General features: G+C 70.1%; 17 protein-coding genes. 10 read left to right on the plus strand and 7 right to left on the minus strand.

Going from position 1 to position 22,286, the window contains the following annotated elements; translation table 11 throughout:
• Window positions 1-58 precede the first annotated feature (58 nt).
• From GTY96_RS18240 to GTY96_RS18265, 6 genes are read left to right on the plus strand one after another with little or no spacing between them, the layout of a single operon-like run.
• Entirely contained in the window at window positions 59-355 is a 297-nt protein-coding gene (locus GTY96_RS18240; protein ID WP_143901529.1) for a hypothetical protein, read from the plus strand.
• Complete coding sequence (locus GTY96_RS18245; protein ID WP_201756160.1) at window positions 352-1,317, plus strand: ferritin-like domain-containing protein; 966 nt, start codon at window positions 352-354, stop codon at window positions 1,315-1,317. Before GTY96_RS18240 ends, GTY96_RS18245 begins: the two co-directional genes overlap by 4 nt.
• Window positions 1,317-1,682 (plus strand): holo-ACP synthase, encoded by a 366-nt coding sequence (locus GTY96_RS18250; protein WP_235685707.1) that lies wholly within the window; start codon window positions 1,317-1,319, stop codon window positions 1,680-1,682. The genes GTY96_RS18245 and GTY96_RS18250 overlap by 1 nt, the downstream gene beginning before the upstream one ends.
• Before the next feature lie 39 nt (window positions 1,683-1,721).
• Entirely contained in the window at window positions 1,722-2,168 is a 447-nt protein-coding gene (locus tag GTY96_RS18255; RefSeq protein WP_143901525.1) for an acyl-CoA thioesterase, read from the plus strand.
• Window positions 2,165-3,085 (plus strand): alpha/beta fold hydrolase, encoded by a 921-nt coding sequence (locus GTY96_RS18260; protein ID WP_161665367.1) that lies wholly within the window; start codon window positions 2,165-2,167, stop codon window positions 3,083-3,085. Before GTY96_RS18255 ends, GTY96_RS18260 begins: the two co-directional genes overlap by 4 nt.
• Window positions 3,086-3,109: 24 nt before the next feature.
• Window positions 3,110-4,861, plus strand: a complete 1,752-nt coding sequence (locus tag GTY96_RS18265; RefSeq protein WP_161665368.1) for an AMP-binding protein — start codon at window positions 3,110-3,112, stop codon at window positions 4,859-4,861.
• 10 nt (window positions 4,862-4,871) lie between these two features.
• On the opposite strand, the gene GTY96_RS18270 is transcribed toward GTY96_RS18265, so the two are convergent.
• Genes GTY96_RS18270 through GTY96_RS18285 form a run of 4 tightly spaced genes read right to left on the minus strand, consistent with a single transcriptional unit; the run spans window position 4,872 to window position 10,884 of the window.
• A complete protein-coding gene (locus tag GTY96_RS18270) occupies window positions 4,872-5,975 on the minus strand; it encodes a hypothetical protein (protein WP_161665369.1) in 1,104 nt (367 codons plus the stop codon).
• Window positions 5,976-6,028: 53 nt separating this feature from the next.
• Window positions 6,029-6,592, minus strand: a complete 564-nt coding sequence (locus tag GTY96_RS18275) for a MarR family winged helix-turn-helix transcriptional regulator (protein ID WP_161665370.1) — start codon at window positions 6,590-6,592, stop codon at window positions 6,029-6,031.
• Window positions 6,592-9,744, minus strand: coding sequence for an efflux RND transporter permease subunit (locus GTY96_RS18280; RefSeq protein WP_143901516.1), 3,153 nt, complete (start codon window positions 9,742-9,744; stop codon window positions 6,592-6,594). Before GTY96_RS18280 ends, GTY96_RS18275 begins: the two co-directional genes overlap by 1 nt.
• A gap of 39 nt (window positions 9,745-9,783) precedes the next feature.
• A complete protein-coding gene (locus GTY96_RS18285) occupies window positions 9,784-10,884 on the minus strand; it encodes an efflux RND transporter periplasmic adaptor subunit (RefSeq protein ID WP_161665371.1) in 1,101 nt (366 codons plus the stop codon).
• Window positions 10,885-11,205: 321 nt separating this feature from the next.
• On the opposite strand from GTY96_RS18285, the gene GTY96_RS18290 reads away from it, so the two are divergent.
• The gene (locus tag GTY96_RS18290; RefSeq protein WP_143901512.1) at window positions 11,206-12,345 is read left to right on the plus strand and encodes an acyl-CoA dehydrogenase family protein; all 1,140 of its coding nucleotides are present in this window, start codon (window positions 11,206-11,208) and stop codon (window positions 12,343-12,345) included.
• Here the strand turns inward: GTY96_RS18290 and GTY96_RS18295 are convergent, their stop codons facing one another.
• Window positions 12,346-12,633, minus strand: coding sequence for a hypothetical protein (locus GTY96_RS18295; RefSeq protein WP_143902157.1), 288 nt, complete (start codon window positions 12,631-12,633; stop codon window positions 12,346-12,348).
• An 80-nt stretch (window positions 12,634-12,713) separates the two neighbouring features.
• A complete protein-coding gene (locus GTY96_RS18300; protein WP_143901510.1) occupies window positions 12,714-13,121 on the minus strand; it encodes a hypothetical protein in 408 nt (135 codons plus the stop codon).
• Window positions 13,122-13,200: 79 nt separating this feature from the next.
• Between GTY96_RS18300 and GTY96_RS18305 the strand changes: the two genes are divergently transcribed.
• Window positions 13,201-13,836 (plus strand): SAM-dependent methyltransferase, encoded by a 636-nt coding sequence (locus GTY96_RS18305; protein ID WP_143901508.1) that lies wholly within the window; start codon window positions 13,201-13,203, stop codon window positions 13,834-13,836.
• Between the two features lie 49 nt (window positions 13,837-13,885).
• A complete protein-coding gene (locus GTY96_RS18310) occupies window positions 13,886-19,927 on the plus strand; it encodes an alpha-2-macroglobulin family protein (protein ID WP_161665372.1) in 6,042 nt (2,013 codons plus the stop codon).
• Window positions 19,928-20,179: 252 nt separating this feature from the next.
• On the opposite strand, the gene GTY96_RS18315 is transcribed toward GTY96_RS18310, so the two are convergent.
• The gene (locus tag GTY96_RS18315; protein WP_161665373.1) at window positions 20,180-21,370 is read right to left on the minus strand and encodes an EndoU domain-containing protein; all 1,191 of its coding nucleotides are present in this window, start codon (window positions 21,368-21,370) and stop codon (window positions 20,180-20,182) included.
• Between the two features lie 86 nt (window positions 21,371-21,456).
• Between GTY96_RS18315 and GTY96_RS18320 the strand changes: the two genes are divergently transcribed.
• A complete protein-coding gene (locus tag GTY96_RS18320) occupies window positions 21,457-22,281 on the plus strand; it encodes an SDR family NAD(P)-dependent oxidoreductase (RefSeq protein ID WP_161665374.1) in 825 nt (274 codons plus the stop codon).
• The last annotated feature ends 5 nt before the right edge of the window (window positions 22,282-22,286 follow it).

Below are 22,286 nucleotides of genomic sequence, written 5' to 3' on the forward strand. Positions count from 1 at the left end.
TCTTTCCTGGTTTCTGACTGGGAAAACGACTTTCAAGCCCTGGGAAGGAAGGTCCCCCGTGCCCGACGCGCAGGAGCTCGAGTCCTATATCCGACAGAAATTCGCAGAAAACGTGGGTTTGTCAGTGGCGGAGTTGTTCTCCGACGACCTGACGCTCGCGGCCCTCATCACCCGCTCGGAGCGCATGACCAACAGCGTCGATCTGATGGAAGCCTTTGCCCGCACCTCCAACGGGTTGCGCAAGGAGTATGGACTGCGAGTACGACTGCCTGCCTTGTCACTTGATACACCGGTATCAAAGGTGCTGGAGGTGTTCATGGCCGAGGTCTCGAACCCGGGGCGACAGTCGGCATGAGCATCCAGGCGGGAAGCCTCGAGCAGGACTTGGAGGACGGGCCCAGCAGCACTCCGGGCGCGCAGGCGCAGGAGGGCCGTCCGGCGATCATGGCGGAGTTGTACGAGGCCATCACGCAACGGGGGCTGTCGCTGGTGGACCTGGCGTGGGAGCAGCAGCGGCTGCACGAGTCGCGGCGCTGGAGCGTGATGGAGATGCTGGCGGCGGTGGACTTCGAGCGCCTGGGAGAAGCCGACCGGCACCTCGTGTGGAACGCCGGGCGGGCGGAGCTGACGACGAAGCCAGGCGCTGACCGGCTGGAGCGCCTGGCGGACGCGGAGTGCCGCCGCTGGCAGGAGAAGGACCCCACGGTCGCCGCCATCATGCAGGCGTGCGGCACGTGGAGCCGCTACTGGAACGAGGAGGAGGCGCACCACGAGACGGCGTTCAACCGCCTGTCCACGGTGATGCGGCTGGAGCCCATCACGGACGCCACCTTCATCGAGTTCCGCAAGGTCTTCCCCGACGACGACATGCTGCGCACGCTCACGCTGCTGGCCATCTCGGAGGTCGTGGCGGCGGTGGACTACGGCCAGTGCTCGCAGCGCGTCGAGGATCCGGGGCTGCGCGCGCTGTTCAAGCAGGTGGCCGCGGACGAAATCCAGCACATGAACTACTTCATCGCCTTCGCCAAGGCGCTGGTGGACAGCGGTGGCTATCAGGCGAAGGAGGCGTTCGCGGTGGCGCACCTGTTCCTGCGCGACGGCGGAGAGGTGCATGGCAGCAAGCGCGAGCGGGTGGAGTCTCGCGACACCCACGTCAACTGGTGGGATCAGCTGGAGCACCGGGACGGCTTCGAGGTCCCGGAGTCACTGCGCAAGAAGGAGCAGCTCATCTTCCACGCGCTCAAGCGCATCACCGGCATCACCGTGACGTCGCGTGAAAGCGTCGAAGACACCTGGATGGACCTCGTCGGGTGCTGATGGGCCTGGGCCATGACCTCCAGGCCATCTCGGAGCTGGAGGATGCACGGTCCCTGCTGGAGCCGGACGTCTTCTTCACGGCCGCGGAGCTCGCCTACTTCGAGCACTCCGCGTCCCCGAAGCAGAGCCTGGCGGCGGGCTTCAGCGCCAAGGAGGCGCTCTTCAAGGCGCTGCCCGCCATGGAGGACTGGTTCTGGACGGACGCCGAGCTCGTCCACGATGCCCGGCACGCGCCGCGCTTCCAGTTCCACGGCGCGCTCGCGGAGCGCCTCTCGCGCGAGGGTTGGCAGGTCGCCGTGTCGCTGTCCCACAGCGGAGGGTTCGTCTCGACGGTGGTCCTCGTGACGCGCGCTCCGTCTCCCTGAAGTCGCCGTGGTTCCCCTCGCGGCCAGAAGGACATCCCCGTGCACTTCGAAGAGTCCTCGCTCACGCTGCGCGTGCGGCCCAACGACCTGGACACGCTGGGCCATGTGAACAACGCCACCGTGCTGGAGTACCTGGAGGCCGGCCGCTGGGCCTGGCTGGAGCGGCAGGGGCTGAAGCGCGGCGCCGCGGTGGTGGCGGTGGTGTCGCGCGTGGAGGTGGACTACCGCCGCGAGATTCCCCCGGGCGACGTGCGGGTGCACACGGTGCTGGAGTCGCCCGCCGAGGACGAACTGGACGTGGAGGGGCTGAACTACCGCGCCCGGTTCCGCCAGCGCGTGTTCCTCTCCGGGGACGGACCCCTGGCGGTGGAGGCGGTGGTGAGCGTGGCGTTCCTGGATGCGCGGACGCGCTCGCTCGCGTCGCTCCAGCAGTTCCTCGCCGCCGCGGGCGGCCCCGTGGTCCCCTCGGAGGAGTCTCGTCCATGAGCACGAACACGAAGCCCGACGCCGCCCTGATGGAGGACTTCTGGGTGCCCACGTCGGGGGGCCACGCGCTGCACGTCGTGGAGGCGAGCCTGGCCGCGGCCCCTGCCTCCACGCCCGGCATCCTCTTCGTCCCGGGACTGTTCTCCGACGGGCGCTTCTTCCTGGGAGGGCAGGGCGACGGGCCGGCGCGCTCCTTCGTGGACGAGGGCTGCACGGCGTACGTCGCGTCGCTGCGCGGGCACGGCAAGAGCCGCTGGCCCCAGACGCGCGCGTTCGATTGGAACTTCGACACCTACGTGCGCCATGACGTGCCGGACCTGGTGCGAGCCGTGCGCGCGCGCCACTCGGGACCGCTGTTCTTGTTGGCCCACAGCATGGCCGGCTACGCGGTGCTGGCGGCGCTGGGGCTGGACCTGGAGGCCCAGGCGATGCTGGCCGGCGTGTGCACGCTGTCCTCGGCGGTGAATGACTACAGCGACGGCGGGCTCAAGAAGCGCTTCCAGTTGGGGTTCTCCACCGCGGTGGCGGGGCTGCTGGGCCGCTTCCCGGCGAAGGCCCTGAAGCAGGGCCCCTGGGACGAGCCCGCGGGCGTGATGCGGCAGTTCACCGACTGGGCGCCCACCGGAGCGTTCCGCAGCGCGGATGGCGCGACGGACTACTGGGGCGCGCTGGGGAAGGTGACGCTGCCGGTGTTCGCGGGCGTGGGCGCGGCGGATGGGTTCCATGCCTCGCCCCGGCGCGCCCAGAAGCTGGTGGAGCACCTGGGCGGTGGGAAGAAGGTGCTGGCCGTCCTGGGCCGTGCGCAGGGACTGAGCTGGGACGCGGGCCACTTCGACGTGGTGCGCGGGGAGCGCGCCCGCCGCGAGGTGCTGCCCCGGGTGCTCGCGTGGATGCGCCAGGTGGCGTCCGCGCCCTGAAGGTTGACGAGGAGGGAAGTCCACATGCTCGACATCATCCAGCGGTTGGAGGCGGCGGATCCGCGCCGTGGGCTGTTTCTCTATGACGACTTCATCGGCCCGCCGGAGGTCGTTCCCTACCGGGATTTCCCCGCGCGGGTGGCCGCCGCGGCGGAGCACTTCCGCGCGCGGGGCGTGACGCCGGGCACCCGCGTGGTGCTCCCGTTCGAGACCTCCTCGGCCGTCATCTTCGCCTTCCTGGGCCTGATGGAGTTGGGGGCGGTGCCCCTGTCGGTGAAGCCATACATCCTGAGCACGCCCAAGGGCCCCTACCGGGACTTCCTCGCGCGCATCCACGAGCGCTACGGCGCTTCCCTGGTGCTGGACGCCCCCAGCCTCGCGGGCCTGGAGCTGCCCCTGGAGCGGCTGCCGCTGCCTCCCGCGGGGGCGACGCGCGCGGGCGCGCGGCTCCGGGAGGTGGCGCCGGGGGAGCTGGCGTTCGTGCAGTTCTCGTCGGGGTCCACGTCGTTCCCCAAGGGCGTCCCCGTCACCCAGGAGAATCTGGCCGCGAACCTGCGGATGATCACCCGCCACGACCGACGCACGTCCGAGGACAGGGTGACGAGCTGGCTGCCGCTCTATCACGACATGGGGCTCATCGGCGGGCTGCTCACCTGCCTCGCGGTGGGCAATGATCTGCTCCTGTCGCAGCCGGCCTCCTTCCTGATGGATCCCGTGGGCTGGTTCGAGCTCATCTCCTCCGAGAAGGTGATGGGCTCCGTCATCCCCAACTTCGCCATCGACTACGCGCTCAAGACGCTGAAGGACCTGGACGCGGAGGCCGTCCAGCGGCTGGACCTCTCGCGGGTGCGCAGCATCTATCTGGGCAGCGAGCCCATCAACATCCCCAACCTGGAGCACTTCCTGGCGCTGCTGGCCCCGTGCGGCCTCCGGCGCGACGTCTTCATGCCGTGCTACGGCATGGCGGAGACGGTGCTGATGGTGGCGAGCGTGCCGCCGGGCCAGATGGTGCGCGTCATCACCGCGCCCAATGGCCAGCCCGCCATCTCCGTGGGCCGGCCGCTGACGGAGTTCGAGGTGCGCCTGCGCGCCGAGGACGGCCGCGTGTGCGGCGAGGACGAGATGGGGGAGATCGAGCTGCGCGGTGGCAGCCTCGCGCCGTCGTACTTCCTGGACGACCGCCCCCTGCGTGGAGAGGACGGCTACTACGCCACGGGAGACCTGGGCTTCCAGCGAGAGGGCGAGCTCTTCATCACCGGGCGCATCAACGACCGCATCAAGGTGAACGGCCAGAGCTTCTTCTCCGCGGACTTCGAACAGGCGGTGGAGCGGCTGTCCTTCATCCGCGCGGGCCGCACCGCCGTCATCCAGGTGAAGGGCCGGCTGGTGGTGCTGGCGGAGGTGAACCACCCGTCCGCGTTGGAGCGGATGGAGCAGAGCCGCCAGCGGGTCTGCCAGTCGGTGCTGGAGTCGGTGGGCGTGACGCTCGCGCCCCAGGACGTCCTCTTCATCCGCTACGGCCAGCTCCAGAAGACGAGCAGCGGCAAGCTCCAGCGCCGCGCCATCACCGAGGCCTATGAGCAGGGCCGCATCCGCACGGTGACGCCCATGGAGCTGCGCGCGGACCTCTTCCAGATGCGCGCCCAGCGGCTCGTGTTGGGCTCGGTGATGGTCGCGCGCCAGCGGGGCCGAAGGTGGATGGCCTCCGGGCGCGCGGCGCTGTCGGCGGGACTCCGTAGGCTGCGGCCAGGAGGGCAGCGCTCGGACGGCCCGTGACGTCCGCGCTTCACCTCGCCGGCGGGGCCCCCCACAGGTCCCAGCCGCGCGCCGCGTGGCACGCGTCCCCCACCAGGTCCAGGGCGAGCTGGGGCTGCGTCCGAGCCAGCGTCGCGGTGTCGCGGAAGGCGCCGGTGGCCTCCAGCAGGAGGGTGGCGCGCTCCAGGGCCGCACGGGCCGCTTCCACCGCGCGGGCCTGCCCGGGCGTGGGCTTCCAGCCTGCCTCGTCCCGGTAGCGCCCGAGCGCCTCCAGGAAGTGCCCGTGGAACTTCACCATCTGCACCAGCACGGGGATGCGGTACGCGGGGGCGGCGGCGAGCGCGGCCTCGTACTGCCGCGTCTCCGAACCCAGCCGGTACACCAGCACGTCCACCTGCGCATCCAGCCGCGCGCCCCACGCCTTGCGGACCTGGGGGAAGCGCGCCCAACCCGCGACGGCCTGGAAGAAGTGGAGCCCTCCACACGGGTGCGCGTAGATGCCCTGCTTGTTCTTGGGCACCTCCGGAAGGCCCGCCTTCATCCCCCGGGCCAGCTCCGCCTGCGCGGCCTCCAGCGTGCCGAGCGCGGTGTCCATCACCGCGTCGATGCGCACGGTCTCTCCCGCGCCGTTGACGAACGAGGCCCCGGGCTTGAGCACGTGTGACAGCGCGTCCAGCGCCCAGGCTCCCTCCGGCGAGGACGCCAGGGCGGGGCGGAAGTCGCGCTGGAGTGACGCCACCAGGTCGCGCAGCGTCACCGGGCCCCAGGGCGCGGGGAACGCGTGCGTGAGCGGGTAGCCCGCGAGCACGAAGGTCTTCACCTGGAGCGCCGGGTGTGGCTCCACGGGCGCGCCCTCCGGGGTGAACGCGTCGAAGTAGAAGCGCGGCGGGGCGCCCCCCGCGTCCGGGGCCTCGCGGTGCAGGAACCCCGCGACGATGGCGTCCGCGGCGGGGCGGCCGTCACGGGCGCGGAAGGCCTTCCCGTCCAGGTCCATGCCGTGCGCGAGCGCCCAGGGGTGGCGCGGATCCGCGGCGTGCGTGCGGCACTGCGCGCGCAGGAGGTCGGGCGCGGACGGGGCGGGTGGGGGAGTGGCGCTCAGGCCAAGCCCGAGCAGGGCCAGGAAGGAGGGGAGCATGGGCGCGGGCAGTGTCGCAGCCCGCGCCCGTCCACGCACCTGTCCGGACGGATTCAGCGCGCCGAGGCGGCGGCCTTCATCCGTGAAATCATCCGTTCGATGATGCCGAACAGCGACTCGCGGTCCTCGGAGGGCAAGAGGTCCATCAGGCGCCGGATGCCGGAGTCCGTCATCAACTGGATGGCCTGATAGAGCTCACAGCCCTTGTGGGTGAGCTTCGCGGTGACGGCGCGGCGGTCCTCCGCGTCCCGGCCGCGCTCCACCATGCCCATGTCCTCCAGGCGGTCCACCACCCCGGTGATGGTCTTCTTGGTGATGCCGATGCGCTGGGCCAGCACCCCCACCTGGGTGGGGCCGTCCATGCCCAGCCACCCCAGCGCGTGCACCTGGGTGGGGGTGAGCCGCATGTCGTCGCAGAGGCTCGCCAGCGGATCCCTCAAGGAGCGGAAGTAGGCCAGCTCCTTGATGAGGGCGATGAAGCGGCGAGAGTCCGGCGTGGACCGGTCGCCTTCCTGGATCAGCCGCTCCATCGGAGACAGCCCGTCGGCGGCCTCGTCCTGCCCCTCGGAGCGCGTGTCGAGCTCCGAGGGGGGAGTGATGGAGGTCGGGCGGCGCATCAGGCCGTCTCCACCCGAGCCGCGGCGGCCGCGGCTTCCCGTTCACGGTCCTGGTTCACCGGGCCCCCATGGGCCGGGCCGGCGCCACCCGCGAAGCCCGGGTCCTTGCCCTTGTCGCGCTTGAAGCGCGCGGCCAGTTGATCCAGCAGCGAGTACACCACCGGCACCACGCCCAGCGTGAGGAACGTGGAGGTGACCAGACCACCGATGATGGTGATGGCCATGGGCGCGCGCGTCTCCGCGCCGTCGCCCTTCGCCAGCGCCACCGGGATCATGCCGGCGATCATCGCGATGGTCGTCATCAGGATGGGGCGCAGACGGACCGGGGCGGCCTCCAGCAGGGCCTCGTGCGCGGTGCGGCCCTTCTCACGGACCTGGAGCGTGAAGTCCACCAGGAGGATGCCGTTCTTCACCACCAGACCCATGAGCATGATGACGCCGATGAGGGCGAACATGGACATGTACTGGCCGGTGATGAGCAGGCCGCCAATGGCTCCGATGAAGGCGAAGGGCAGCGACAGCATGATCGTGAACGGGTGGATGAGGCTCTCGAACTGGGCCGCGAGGATCATGTAGATGAGGATGATACCCAGGAGCAGGGCGGTGCCGAAGGCGGCCACCGACTTGCCCAGCTCCTTCGCGTTGCCTTCCAGCTCACCGGTGACGCTCTTGGGCAGCTCCTTGGCGGCGTAGCCCTGCATGTAGGAGATGGCGTCGGAGAGCGCGTAGCCCTGCTTCAGGTTCGCCAGCATGGTGATCTGCCGCTTCTGCGCCTGACGGTCGATCTGCACCGGGCCCTCGGCGGGGACGATGCGCGCCAGGTTGCGCAGCTCCACCAGCTGCCCGGACGGCGCGCGCACGGCGAGCTGGCCGAGCGAGTCCGCGGACGCCAGCGTCTCTGGAGGCAGGCGCAGCTTCACTTCGTACGTGTCGCCGCCCTCGCGGTAGTCCAGCACCTTGTCGCGGCCCAGGAAGGCGCGCAGCGTGGCGCCCAGGGACGCGGCCGGCACGCCCAGGGTGGCCGCGCGGTCGCGGTCCACCTGCACGTCGTACTGCGGCTTGCCGGAGCGGTAGGTCATGTCCACGTCGGTGAGGCCCGGGTTCTTGAGCATCTCCTTGCGCATCTTCTCCGCGGACTCGGTCAGCTCCTTCCAGTTGTCACCGCGCAGGTTGAACTGCACCTGCTGCGAGCGCGAGCCCGCGCCGGCCACCGCGGCCACGTCCTGCACGGCCACGGTCACGCCCGCGGGGGGATGGATGGTCTCGCGCAGGTAGGCCTTCAGCTCGCTCTGCTTGAAGGCGCGCTCCTTCACCGACTTCAGGTTGATGAGGACCTCGCCCTTGTGGACCTCCTCCTGCACGCCACCACCGGCGGTGGTGAAGGTGGAGTCGATGCCCGGCAGCGCCCGCACCTGGGCCGCCATGCTGTCCAGCTGGGCCTGGGTCTCCTGGATGGTGGACCCGATGGGCAGCTCCACCGTGAGCTTGATGTTGCCGTTGTCCTGCTCGGGGATGAACGTGAACTTGAGGAACCGGGCCAGACCGAAGGTGGCGAAGAGCACCACCACCGCGACGATCATCGTGAGGGCGCGGTGCCGCAGGATGCCCCCCAGGATCTTCCGGTAGCCGTTCTCCATGCCCACCAGCACCTTCTCCACCGACGCGGACAGGCCCGTCGGGTGGCCGTGCTCACGCAAGAGGCGCGAGGACAGCATGGGCGTGAGCGTCATGGACACCACGTAGGAGATGAGCGTCGCCACCGCCACCGTGACACCGAACTGGTAGAAGAACTTGCCGATCATGCCGTCCATGAAGGCCACCGGGATGAACACCGCCACGATGGCGAGCGTCACCGCGAGCACCGCGAGGGCAATCTGTCCGGCGCCCTCCAGCGCGGCCTGCATGGGCGTGGCGCCCTCTTCCATGTGACGCACGATGTTCTCGATGACCACGATGGCGTCGTCGATGAGCAGACCGATGGACAGCGTCAGCGCCAGCATCGTGATCATGTTGAAGGTGAAGCCCAGCGCCGCCATCACCGCGAACGTGCCCACGACGGACACCGGCAGCGCGATGGCCGCCACGACGGTGGAGCGCAGGTTGCGCAGGAACACCAACACGATGAGCACCGCGAGCACGCCGCCCAGGATGAGGTCCTCCTGCACCGCGTGGATGGACGAACGGATGAACCGCGCGTTGTCCGTCACCGTCTCCACCTGCACGCCCGCCGGCAGGTTCTTGTTGATCTCGTCCAGCGACTCCTTCACCAGGTCCGCCACCTGCACCGTGTTGGAGCCGGACTGCTTGCGGACCACCATGGCCACCGCGCTGCGCTCGCCGCTCTTCGCGCCCGAGCGCTGCTCCGCGGGGCCGTCCACCACCTCCGCGATGTCGCGCACGCGGATGGGCGAGCCGCCCGAGCTGGTGATGATGATGTTGCGGATCTCCTCCACGCTCTTGGCCTCGGACGTGAGGCGCACCACGCGCTCGCGGCCGTTGTCCATGCTGCGGCCACCCGGGACGTCCAGGCTCTGGGCCTTGAGCGCCTGGGAGACGTCGCTGATGGCCAGCCCGAAGCCCCGCAGCCGCTGCGGATCCACCACGAGCTGGATCTCCCGCTCCCGGCCACCGACGATGTCGATGCTGCCGACGCCCTGCTGGCGCTGGAGGGCCGGCTTCACCACGTCATCCGCGACGCGCGTCAGCTCCTCCACCGGCAGGGCGCCCGCGAGCGCCAGCGTGATGATGGGCGCCGCGCCGATGTCGAACTTCTCCACGACGGGCGTCTCCACCTCGTCCGGCAGCTTGCTGAGCGTGGCCTGGACGCGGTCGCGCACGTCCTGCGCCGCGATGTCCACCTTGGTGGACAGCTTGAACTGCACGACGATCTGCGAAACGCTTTCCAGGTTGATGGACTTCAGCACGTCCACGCCGTTGAGCGTGTTGAGGGCCTCCTCCAGCGGGTCGGAGACGTTCTTCTCCATGGACTCCGGGTCCGCGCCCGGCAGCACCGTCGTCACCGTGACGACGGGGAAGTCCACGTCGGGGAACTGGTCCACGCCGATTTTCGGATAGGCGAACAGGCCGAACACCACCACCGCCAGCATCAGCATGGCGGTGAAGATGGGCCGTGAAATGAAGGTCTTGAGCATTCAGGTACCCAGCAGAAGAAGAGGGGAGGAGGGACCGCGTTACTGCGCCACGCGCACGGCGGTCCCGTCCTTGACGTCCAGCGACGCGTCGGCGAGCACACGCTCCTCCGCCGTCAGGCCCTGCAGCACCTTCACGTAGCCCGGCAGCACGCGCTGTACGCGCACGTCGCGCTTGCGCACGGTGCCGTCCTGCACCACCCACACGAAGCCTTCCTGGCCTTTGCTGCTGACCGCCTGGGCGGGCAGGAACAGGCCGTTGCCGGCGTCGCCCGCGGCCTTGGAGAAGTCCATCTCCACGAGCGCGCCCGGGCGCAGCGGGCGCTCCGTCGTGCCCGTCACGTCCGCCAGCACCTCCACCGTGCGGCTCTGCGCGTCGATGACGGCGCCCACGTTGGCCACCTTCGCCTCGAAGCGCATGCCGCTGGGGTTCACGATGCCCGGCGTCACGGTGCCCGGCGCCACGTTGTCGATGACGGACTCCGGCACCATCATCCGGACCTCCAGCCCGTCCGTGTCCACGATGGAGAACACCGGCGTGGAGGGCGTCACCGCCACGGAGTCGCCCACGTTCTTCGTGCGCGCCGTGATGACGCCGTTGAAGGGCGCCAGGATGGAGTGGTCGCGCAGGTTCTCCGCCGCCAGCCGGTACGCCGCGCCCGCCTGGGCCGCCTGGGCCGCGGCCTGCTTCTGGCCGATCTCCGCCTGCTCCAGCGCGTTGGCCGCGACGCCGCCGGACTCCGCCACCTTGCGCGTGCGCTCCAGGTTGCTCGTCGCCAGCTGCAGCGAGGCCTCCGCCATGTCCCGGGCCGCCTTCGCCTGGTCCACCGCGATGCTCACGTTGGACGTGTCCAGCACCGCCAGCACGTCGCCCTTCTTCACCTTGTCACCCACCCGCACGTTCACCTTCGCGAGCGTGCCGGTGACCTGGGGACCCAGGACGGCCTCCTGCTTGGAGCGCACCTGCCCGGTGACCCGGGTCACGTTCTGCTCCAGCTCCGTGGCCGGAGTGATGGCCTTGACGCCCAGCGCGTTGGAGCCTTCCTGCTGCGCCGGCAACTGCGCCTTCCCCGCGCCCGCCTGCGAGCACCCCGCCGTCGACACCGCCACGGCCACCACGGCAGCCAAGATTCGCTGATTCACGCGTCCGAACTCCTGCCGGGTCGCCGGCGGGACACCCGCCCTGGCTCCTGCTCCGGCTAATTCTTTGGGGGCTAGAAATTACCGACACTCGATTATCTGTCAAGAGGATACTCCGGAGTGCGGACTATCCACTCTCGGGGAGCCCCGGAGGCCTGCCTGGCTGCCGTCCGGCTCCCTAACACCCAGGGCGGCGCGATGCGTCACCATGACGGTCCGCGTCGCGCGGCGGAGTGACGGGGGGCGTTGCTTGTGGCTGACCGGGAGCGCCTGTTATTGATTTGAAAATCAATCCACCACCGGGGTCTCCCCCCAGGAGCAGGGATGCTCAACCCGTTCACCGACGAGCATGAGGCCTTTCGCAGGACGGTGCGCACCTTCGTGGAGAAGGAGATGGCGCCGTACGGGCTGGAGTGGGATCGCGCGGGCATCTTCCCGCGGGAGCTGTTCAAGAAGTGCGGCGAGCTGGGCTTTCTGGGCATCAACCACGACCCGAAGTACGGCGGCAGCGGCCTGGACTACTGGTACGTGACGGCGTTCGCGGAGGAGCTCAGCCGCAGCCGCAACGCGGGCGTGAACATGGCGCTGCTGGTGCAGAGCCAGATGGCCACGCCCATCATCAACGAGATCGGCACCGACGAGCAGAAGCGCGAGTTCCTGGAGCCGGCGCTCAAGGGCGAGCGCATCGCGGCGCTGGGCGTGAGCGAGCCGGGGTGCGGCTCGGACGTGGCGAGCATCAAGACGACCGCCCGCCGGGACGGTGACGACTACGTCATCAACGGCTCCAAGATGTGGATCACCAACGGCACGCGCGCGGACTTCATCACGCTGGCGGTGCGCACCGGTGAGCAGGGCTACGGCGGCGTGTCGCTGGTGACGTTCCCCACGGATGTGAAGGGGTTCAGCGTCTCCAAGAAGCTGGACAAGGTGGGCAACCTGTCGTCCGACACGGCCATCCTCTACTTCGAGGACTGCCGCATCCCCGCGCGCTACGTGCTGGGCGAGGAGAACCAGGGCTTCTACCACATCATGACCAACTTCCAGGGCGAGCGCCTGGTGGGGGCCATCACCACGGTGGGGGGGATGGACCGGATGCTGGAGGACGCCATCCAGTACGGCAACGAGCGCGAGGCGTTCGGCAGGCCGCTGATGAAGTTCCAGGTGTGGCGCCACAAGTTCGTGGAGCACCTGTCCGCGGTGGAGGCGGCGCGGTGGCTCACCTACCACGCGGTGGACCTCTACGACCGGAAGGAGAACCCGGTGAAGGAGATCTCCATGGCGAAGCTGTTCGCCGGGGATCTGGCCCAGCGCGTGGCCTACGACTGCCAGCAGATGTTCGGCGGCATGGGCTACATCGAGGAGACGCCCATCGCGCGCATGTGGCGCGACGTGCGGCTCATCACCATCGGCGGTGGCACCTCCGAGGTGATGAAGGAGATCATCTCCAAGCTGTACGGCTTCTAGCTACTTCTTGCCGAAGAGGGACTCCGCGGCGCTGAGCAGCGCGTCGCGCGAGTCCTTCACGTGCAGGCCGCCTTCGCCCAGCTGGAAGAGCTCGCAGAAGTTGGCCTCGTCCTTGTCGCGGGGGACCTCCGCGAAGGGCTCCTTGCAGGCCTTGGCCACGGACTCGTCGAAGTGCCGGCAGTTGCGGCACGAGCGCAGGTCCTCGTCGCAGCCGGGGCACGTGTCGCGCCGGCCCACCTGGTTGGCGATGATGTCGAGCGTGCGTCCGCAGTGCGCGCAGCCGGGCATGGAAGTCCTCCCCGTGAACAGCAACAGGGGCGGCATCCTGCCAGAATCCCGGGGGCCGAAAGCCCCGGCGAGGGCCCGCGTCAGCGCTGGACGCTGGGTGTGAACGCCGGAGCGGACAGGGAGGCGGCTTCCTGGGGACGGCGCAGCTCTCCCGTGGCGTCCAGCAGCTGGTCGTCCAGCCGCTTGAGCAGGAAGAGGACGTACGCGGACAGGGCGGACAGGACGGCGGCCATGATGCCCAGCAGCATGCCGCGCTGCCAGCGGTGGGCCTGCTCCATCACGCCGCGCCGTTCCTTGAAGGTCTTCAGCTGGGCGTCCACGGAGGTGCCGTCCAGCTTCTGGGCGAAGTCGCTGGCCTGGGCGCTGCCCCGGGCCATCAGCCAGCGGCCCTCCGCCTGGAGGGTCTCGGCGCGCGTGTAGCAGAACGCCGCCCCCCCTGCGAAGAGCAGGGAGACGCACAAGGCCGCCGTCACGCTCCGAGTGCCCATGCCACCCACCCTCCGGAATTCCGTTGGCGCGGCCGGCGAACAGGCCGCGACTGCTCCGGCTTTCCGAAGACAGTAGCGGATGCTAGGGACGGCTTCTGACATGGGCAAGCCCTACCGTCCTAAAGACCACTATTTCCAGAAAGCCAAGCAAGAGGGGCTGCGCGCGCGATCCGCGTTCAAGGTCGACGAGATCCTCAAGCGTTTCCCGACGTCCGTGAAGAAGGGCGCGGCGGTGTTGGACCTGGGCGCGGCGCCGGGCGGCTTCCTGCAGATCCTCGCGGACGCGGTGGGGTTGAACGGGCGCATCGTCGGCGTGGACATCGTCGCCATCCGGCCATTCTCGCAGAAGCAGGTGACGACGGCGGTGCTGGACGTGCTGGCGGACGACTTCGACGCGAAGCTGCTGGCGCTGTACGACGGGCTCTACGACGCGGTCATCTCCGACATGGCGCCCAAGACGTCCGGCATCAAGGGCACGGACGAGGCGCGCAGCCTGCGGCTCGCGGGCAAGGCGCTGGAGGTGGCCGCCACGCGGGGCAAGGCCGGGGGCACGTTCGTGGCCAAGGTCTTCATGGGCGGCGACTTCGAGGCCTTCCGCGACGAGGTGCGCCAGCATTTCGAAGAAGTGAAGGTGGTGCGTCCGGAGGCCACGCGCGGCGCCAGCATGGAGGTCTACGTGGTCGGGCTGCGGCGCCGGGCCCCCGCGGCATCCTGAGCAGGAGAAGGGACCGCCACGGGCGCGGGCGGCGTCTAGAGTGCCGCCCATGTGTGAAACCCCGCGCCCGCGTGCGCTCGCCGTCGTGCTGTCCCTGCTGTGCTTCGCGCTCGCTTCCGTGTCCGTGGCGGCCCCCGCGTCAGTGCCCCCGACGTGGAAGGCCATCGACGCGCTCGTGGAGGACGACAAGGTGGAGTCCGCCGCGCAGGGGGCCGAGGCGCGGCTCGCCGACGCGAAGGCTCGGGGCGACGCGGACGAGTGGACGCGCGCGCTGGTGCGCACGGTGCAACTGCGCACGCAGGTCCATGGCTACGAGACGGCGGTGCGCTTCCTGCGCGAGCAGTCCTGGCCGGAGGGACTGCGGCAGCAGGCCACGCTCCACCTGTTCTATGCGGCGGTGCTCACGAACTACCTGGACGCCTACGGCTATGAAATCGGCCAGCGCGAGCAGGTGGTGTCCGCGGGGCCGGTGGACCTCAAGGCCTGGACGCGGGATCAGCTGGTGGCGGAGATCCAGAAGTCCTACGCCGCCGTGTGGGCCCTGCGCCTGAAGTTCGGCACGGAGCCCGTGAAGGTGCTGGCCGAATACATCCAGCCCAACACGTACCCGGACGGCATCCGCTCCACGCTGCGCGACGCGGTGACGTACCTGTGGGTGGCGTCGCTGGAGCGCACGGACCTGTGGCGCCCGGAGCAGTCCCAGGGCGTGTACCGGCTGGACCTGGGCACGCTGCTGGAGGGCACGCCGAAAGTCGACCTGGCGGATCCCTCCCTGCATCCGCTGACGCAGGTGGCCGCGCTGTTGGGGGACCTGGAGGCGTGGCACCTGGCGGCGGGACGGCGCGAAGCGGCGCTGGAGGCGCGGCTGCGGCGCTACGAGGTCCTGGGCACGTCATTCACCGACGGGGACGATCAGAAGCGCGTGCGGACGCATCTGGCCGCCCACCTGGTGGGCTTCCGGGACGTGCCGTGGTGGTCCATGGGCCAGTTCCGGCTCGCGGGGCTGGAGGAGAAGGCGTCCCGTCCGGTGACGGCCTACGCCGTGGCGAAGGCCGGCGCGCAGGCCTGGCCGAAGTCAGCGGGGGGCGAGCTGTGCGCCGCCATGGTGACCCGGCTGGAGTGGCCGGACGCGTACGCCACGGTGATGCAGGTGGATGGCGCGGGCAAGCGCTCCATCGAGGTCCGTCACCGCAACCTGGCCGCAGTGTACTTCCGGGCCTACGCCGTGGACGTGGAGGCGCGGCTCGCGAAGCCCCCGGAGAACCTGTCGCTCATCGCCTCGGGCGAGGAGGTGCGCCAGTGGGTGGAGAAGCGCAAGCCCGACGCCGCGTGGAAGGCGGCGCTGCCGGCCACGCCCGACTTCCAGATGCACCGCAGCTTCGTGACGCCGCCGCCGCTCGCGCCGGGCGTGTACGTCATCGTCATGTCCCTGCGCGAGGACTTCCAGCAGAAGAACAACAGGCTCATCTCGCTGCCCATGTCCGTGTCACCGTGGGCGGTGGTGACGCGCAAGGCCGGCGCCAGCGAGGCGGAGCTGCGCGTGCTGGACGGGGCCACGGGAGCCGGTGCTCCCAACGTGGAGGTGCGGATGGTGACGCTGGACCACGTCAGCCGCCGCTTCAGTCTGTACGGCAGCCGCAGCGACGCGAACGGCGACGTGCGGGTGGAGACGCGGACCCACGACAGCTTCGAGAACCTGCTGATCCTGGTGGGGCGCGGAAAGAACCTGATGGTGTACCCGGGTTCGCTGTTCCTTTCGCCGTCGTACCCCTCGGGCCCGCAGGAACAGACGCTCGTCTATACGGACCGCGCCGTGTACCGGCCGCAGCAGAAGCTGCTGTGGAAGGTGGTGGCCTACCGCAGCAACGACGGCTCCAAGCGGTACCATGTCCTGTCGGAGTCGGCGGTGGAGGTGTCGCTCATCGACCCCAATGGGCAGGAGGTGGAGACGCAGCGGGTCCGCACCAACAGGTTCGGGTCGGTGGCGGGGGCGTTCGACCTGCCCGCGGGGCGGCCGCTGGGCGAATGGACCGTGCGGACGATGTCCCCCTACGGCGGCACCCACGTGCGGGTGGAGGAGTACAAGCGGCCCACCTTCGAGGTGACGCTGAAGGATGCGGCGGAGGCGCTGCGGATCAACCGGCGCGCCACCTTCAAGGGCGAGGCGCGCTACTACTTCGGGCTGCCCGTGACGCGTGGCTCGGTGAAGTGGCGCGTGTCTCGCGAGCCGGTGCTTCCGCCCTGGTGGCAGTGGGTGCGCATCCCCGTCGCGACGCAGTTGGTGGCCTCTGGCACGGCGACGGTGGGGGAGGATGGTGGCTTCTCCGTGGCCTTCACCCCGGAGGCGGACGAGCGGCTCTCGAAGACGCAGGGCCTGTCGTGGCGCTACCGCGTGGAGGCGGACCTCACGGACGAAGGCGGCGAGACGCGCTCCGCGAGCCGGTCCTTCCGCTTGGGCTTCGGTTCGGTGGAGGGCCGGGTGGAGTCCGACGTGGGCTTCGTGCGCGAGGACTTCCCTTCGGAGGTGCGCCTCATCCGTTCGAACCTGGATGGCGCTCCGCGGCCCGGCCCGGGCCGCTGGCGGCTCGTCGCGCTGAAGGCGCCCGCGCGTCCGCTGATGCCGTCGGAGGAGCCGCTGGTCGCGCAGCTGCCGCTGGACCCCAACGCGCGCACGGAGCTGACGCCGACGCCGGGGGACGCGCTCAAGCCTCGCTGGAGCGCGGACTACAACATGGAGCAGACGCTGCGCGGCTGGGAGGACGGCGCGGCGGTGGCGCAGGCGGCGGTGACGCACGGCGCGGACGGCGTCGCGGCGGTGACGCTGCCGGCGCTGCGCGCGGGCGCCTACCGCTTGCGCTATGAGACGACGGATGCGTTCGGCCAGCAGGCCACCGCGCAGCGGGACTTCCTGGTGGCCGGGGCGCGAGCTCCGGCGGGCCTGCCGGCGGTGCTGGAGCTGGAGCGCTCGTCCGTGCGCGTGGGCGAGGTGGCGCGGGTGCTGCTGGCGTCCGGCTTCGAGGGACAGCCGCTGGTGCTGGACGTCTACCAGGGGCGCATGCGCGTCGAACACCGCCTGGTGACGGCGGGGCAGGGGCGCTCGGTGGTGGAGATTCCCGTCACCGAAGCGCTGCGCGGCGGCTTCACGGTGGCGCTCTCCATGGTGCGCGACTGGCAGGTCGTGGACTTCACGCGCACGGTGGCGGTGCCCTTCGACGACAAGGAGCTGAGCCTGGAGTTCGCCACGTTCCGCGACACGCTGCGGCCCGGAGCGAAGGAGACCTTCCGCGTGACGGTGAAGGGGCCCAATGGCGCGAAGCTGGAGGCGGGGGCCGCGGAGGTGCTCGCGTACATGTACGACCAGTCGCTGAACATCTTCGGGCCCCACTCGCCTCCGCAGGTGGCGCAGCTGTACCCGCAGCAGACGCTGTACCTGGAGGCCACGTCGTCGGCGGTGAGCTCCCATGGGGATTGGTTCGTCAGTGACAACAACCCGCCCTGGTCCGGGCAGGAGCTCCAGGGGGACCAGCTGAGGTTCGAGGAGGGGTATGGGCTGGGAGGGCCGGGCTACCGGAACTCCTATCGGCGCGAACGGTACGGGGCGGTGGCGAGCTCCGGTGCGCGAGCTCCGGGAAAGGGGGCGGTGCCGCCTCCGCCTCCGCCGGCGGCCCCGAAGCCCTCGGCGATTCCGGTGGCCGAACAGAAGCGGCGCGAGATCATCCAGATCATCAAGAGTGGCAATGGTGTCGTCGCGGAGAGCGAGCCGTCCGTTCCGGCGGGGCCGCTGCGCACGAACTTCGCGGAGACGGCGTTCTGGATTCCGCAGCTGCTCACCGGGCCGGAGGGAACGGCGGTGTTGGAGTTCACGGTGCCGGACTCCGTGACGGCGTGGGACGTCTGGGTGCATGCGTTCACGCGCGACCTGCGCGGGGGCTCCACCCAGCGCTCCACCCGCAGCGTGAAGGAGCTGATGGTGCGTCCCTACCTGCCGCGCTTCCTGCGCGAAGGCGACCGGGCGGAGCTGGAGGTCGTGGTGAACAACGCGGGGACGCAGCCGCAGCAGGGGCAGCTCACGCTCGACATCGTGGACCCGGACACGCAGAAGAGCCTGCTCGCGGACTTCGGCGTGAAGACGGCCGCGCAGGCCTTCACGGTGGCGGCGGGGAAGGGCACGCCTCTGCGCTTCCCCATCACCACGCCCGCGCGCGTGGGCCCGGTGGCCTTCCGTGTCGTCGCGAAGACGGGCAACTTCAGTGACGGAGAGCTGCGGCCGTTGCCGGTGCTTCCCGGCCGGATGCATCTGTCCCAGTCGCGCTTCGTGACGCTGCGCGACCAGGACCGCAAGACGCTGACGTTCGACGACCTGAAGCGCGCGGATGACCCCACGCGGGTGAACGAGCAGCTGGTCGTGACGGTGGACGCGCAGCTCTTCTACTCGGTGCTCCAGTCGCTGCCGTACCTGGTGAACTACCCCTACGAGTGCACGGAGCAGACGCTCAACCGCTTCGTGTCCACCGGCATCGTCTCCAGTCTCTTCCTCAAGTACCCGTCGGTGGCGAAGGTGGCCCAGGACCTGAGCCAGCGGTCCACGCGCTACGAGACCTGGGACAGCGTGGATCCGAACCGGAAGATGTCGCTGGAGGAGACGCCCTGGCTCAACATGGCCAAGGGAGGCGCCGAGGCCCCGGACGACCTGGTCCGCGTGTTGGACCCACGGGTGGCCGAGGCGAACCGGCTGTCGTCGCAGCAGAAGCTGGCCAAGGCCCAGAACGCGGATGGCGGCTTCCCCTGGTGGCCGGGCGGCCCGTCCTCGCCGTACATGACGCTCTACCTCCTCCACGGCCTGTCGCGCGCGATGGAGCACGGCGTGGACGTGTCACCCGAGCTGACGAAGCAGGCCTGGGGCTACCTGTCGACGCACTTCCGCGAGGAGTACGCGAGCCGGCTGATGAAGAAGAACCTGGGCTGGGAGTTCCTGACGTTCCTCAACTTCGTGGCGTCGTCGTACCCTGATGCGCGCTACACGGGCGAGGCGCTCACCGCCGCCGAGCGCCAGCGCGTGCTCGACTTCTCCTTCAAGCACTGGAAGGAGCACTCGCCGTTCCTCAAGGGCTACCTGGCGCTCACGCTGCACCGGGCGAAGCGCACGAAGGACGCGCTGAAGGTCTGGGACAGCGTGATGGACTCCGCGAAGACGACGGCGGACCAGGGCACGTTCTGGGCGCCGGAGGACCGCGGCTGGCTCTGGTACAACGACACCACGGAGACGCAGGCCTTCGCGCTGCGCACGCTGTCGGAGCTTCGTCCGAAGGATCCGCGCCGAGCGGGGCTGGCGCAGTGGCTGTTCCTGGACAAGAAGCTGGGGCACTGGAAGTCCACGCGCGCCACGGCGGAGGCGCTCTACGCGCTGGTGAACTACCTGCAGGCGGAGGGCTCGCTGGGCGTGACCGAGGAGCTGAAGGTGACGGTGGGCTCGAAGGTCGTGCCCATGCGCTTCCCGCCGGAGATCTACACGGGCAAGAAGAACCAGGTGGTGCTCACCGGTCCGGAGGTGAAGCCGGACACGGCGACCACGGTGGTGGAGAAGACGACGCCGGGCTTCGCGTTCGCGTCCGCGACATGGCACTTCTCCACGGAGGAGCTGCCGAAGGAGGAGCGCGGCGACTTCTTCCAGGTGTCACGCCGCTACTTCGTGCGCGTCCGCGAAGGCAGTCAGACGCTGCTGCGCCCGCTGGCGGAGGGCGCGAAGCTCCAGCCCGGTGACGAGGTGGAGGTGCAGCTGTCGCTGCGCACGAAGCACGCCGCGGAGTACGTGCACCTGCGCGACCCGCGCGCCGCGGGCCTGGAGCCGGAGAGCGCCCAGTCCCGCCACAAGTGGGACCTGGGCATCGTCTGGTACGAGGAGACGCGCGACTCGGGGACGAACTTCTTCTTCGAAGCGCTCCCGGCCGGTGAGTACACCTTCAAGTACCGGCTGCGCGCCAACCTCGCGGGCACCTTCCGTGTGGGGCCCGCGACGGTTCAGTCCATGTACGCGCCGGAGTTCACCGCGTACTCCACGGGTGCGGTGCTCACGGTGGACAAGGCGCCGTAGGACCCAGCGGGGCAGGGGGCCGGCGTCCCTTCGGGATGCGGGTCCCCCGGCTCCCGCCTCCGTGGCGAAGGACGTGCCCGGGGCGGGCTGGGCTGGCATCCCTTCGGGATGCGGGTCCCCTGGCTCCGGTGCTTCAACCGGGTCGCCAGGGGCGTGAGGTATTTGCGGTGCTGGGGGGATTGCCGCCGCGCGGAACGTCGTGTCGGTGGCTGGCGCGTGAGGGCCGTCGCGGGGCAGGCGCCCCGCTCTGGCCTACTCGGCGCAGGTGGCTGCTTCGTCGGTTGGATGCAGCGTGGCGATGCCGTAGGTGCCGTTGCGCGTGCCGCACCAGATGCGCCAGTTGCCGCCGCCGATGTCCGGCGCGGAGTAGACGCCGCCCTCTTTCTTTGCCCCGCCGCGAGCGCAGCAGCGCGCGAACGCGCGGGTCCCGATGGCGGCGATGGAGACGGCGTCCTGCGACGTGGAGAAGCCGCCCAGCCGCTTCACTCCACAGGACCAGGGGGACAGTCCCTTGAAGCGGATGGCGTACTGCGCCCCTTGAATGGCCTGCTCGCCCTTGCCGGGGCCCTGGTAGCAGACCTTGCCCTCCGCCTCGAGCTGGGCGTAGCGCGGGAGGAAGTGGAGTCCGCCAATCGGGCCGCGCTGCCAGTCATCGCCGCAGAAGACGTGGGTGAAGGCGTTGCGCGGGCCCGTGCTCACCCAGAGGCTGGTGAGCCATTCCAGGTTCGCCTGCCGCGAGCCCGTCCCCGGCCGTCCCGCGGCGGACAGCGCCCGCTGCACGCGCGCATCGTCATAGTGCCTGGCGAAGAAGCGCTGCACGTCCCCGGCGCTCACGCTGGCGTCGGGGCGCGCGGGGCACAGGTCCAGCACCTCGCGGTCCAGCGCGGACAGCGCTGGGGCCTTGGCGAACAAGGGGGCGTTGTCGCAGGTGCTCGCGCAGGCCTCCGCATCACCTGGGGCAGCGGCCGCGACACGGCCCGCGGGGGCGCGAACCTCGACGCTGCTCTCGCTCGACGGGGAGCCTGCCTCCTGCTCGGTCCCGGCGATGCCCGCGCCGGCCCCGCTCCCCAGCTGCTTCACCACGGCGGACAAGGCCACGCCGCCGCCTCGGGCCGCCTGCTGCTGGCGCGTGTTCGCGTGGTCGGCGCTGACGAGGGCGTCCGTGCCGGGGGCCTTCTGGACCGCCTCCGTGGGCGTGCCATCGCAGAGCACCCATCCTTCGGCCTTGGGTCCCTGGAGCTTGCACCACGCCCGGGCGGGCCCTCCCTTCTTCACGAGCGGATAGGAGACGCCGGGCTCCACGGCGAAGACGACCTTGGAGGACTCGGGCTGCTCGACCGCGTCCACGGGCTCGTCGGAGACGAAGACGCCGCTGCCCGCGAGCACGGTGGGCGGCATCGAGAGGGCCAGGAAGAAGCAGGCGAGCGACCCGGAGAGGCGCATGGTGCGCCGGACTCTAACAGGGGGGCTTGAAGCCCGCTGTTCCCCGGTTGCGTCCGACGTCGCGCCGGAGAATAAGAGCGCCCGATATGAAACCGATGAATTTCCGAGGCCGCTGGGTGCTCATCACCGGTGCATCGTCCGGTCTGGGGCTGGAGATGGCCCGCCTGCTCGCGAAGGAGCACTGCGCCCACATCATCGCCGTCGCCCGTCGCGAGGACCGGCTCACCGCGCTCAAGGCGGAGCTGGAGGCCGCGCATGGCGTGCAGGTGCTGCCCCTGGCCGCGGACCTCTCCCGGCCCGGTGAGCCCGCGCGCGTGTTCGAGGCCGCCATGGCCGGGCGCACCGTGGACGGGGTCATCCTCAACGCGGGCGTCACCTTCTACGGCATGGCGCTGGAGCAGCAGCCCGAGTCCTTCGACGCGATGCTCGCCACCAACATCACCAGCGTGGTGCGCCTGTCGCAGCTCTTCGCCGCGGACTTCGTGCGGCGGGGCAATGGCGGTGCGCTGATGCTGGTCGGCAGCATGGCGGGCTTCTCGCCGTTGCCGTACCAGACGGCCTACGCGGCGACGAAGTCGTTCATCATCAGCTTCGGGCGCGGGCTGGCCCATGAGCTGCGCAAGGCCGGCGTCTCCGTCACCGTCTTCGCGCCCGGGGGCATCGCCACGGAGATGCTGTCGCTGTCGGGGCTGGACCGGAAGTTCAAGGCGGGCGACCTGGGCATCATGTCCGCGGAGGCCTGCGCGCGCATCGCCGTGGAGGCCTTCGTGCGGCGCCGCGAGCTCGCCGTGCCCGGCGTCCTCAACCGCTTCCTCGCCCTGATGATGAAGCTGCTCCCCCATGCCCTCATCGTCGGGCGCTCCGCCGCGCTGTACGAAGGCGGACTCCCGAAGGGCCCCCCCGCGCCCTGATTCAG

It is taken from the genome of Corallococcus silvisoli (genome assembly GCF_009909145.1).
Lineage (GTDB): Bacteria > Myxococcota > Myxococcia > Myxococcales > Myxococcaceae > Corallococcus > Corallococcus silvisoli.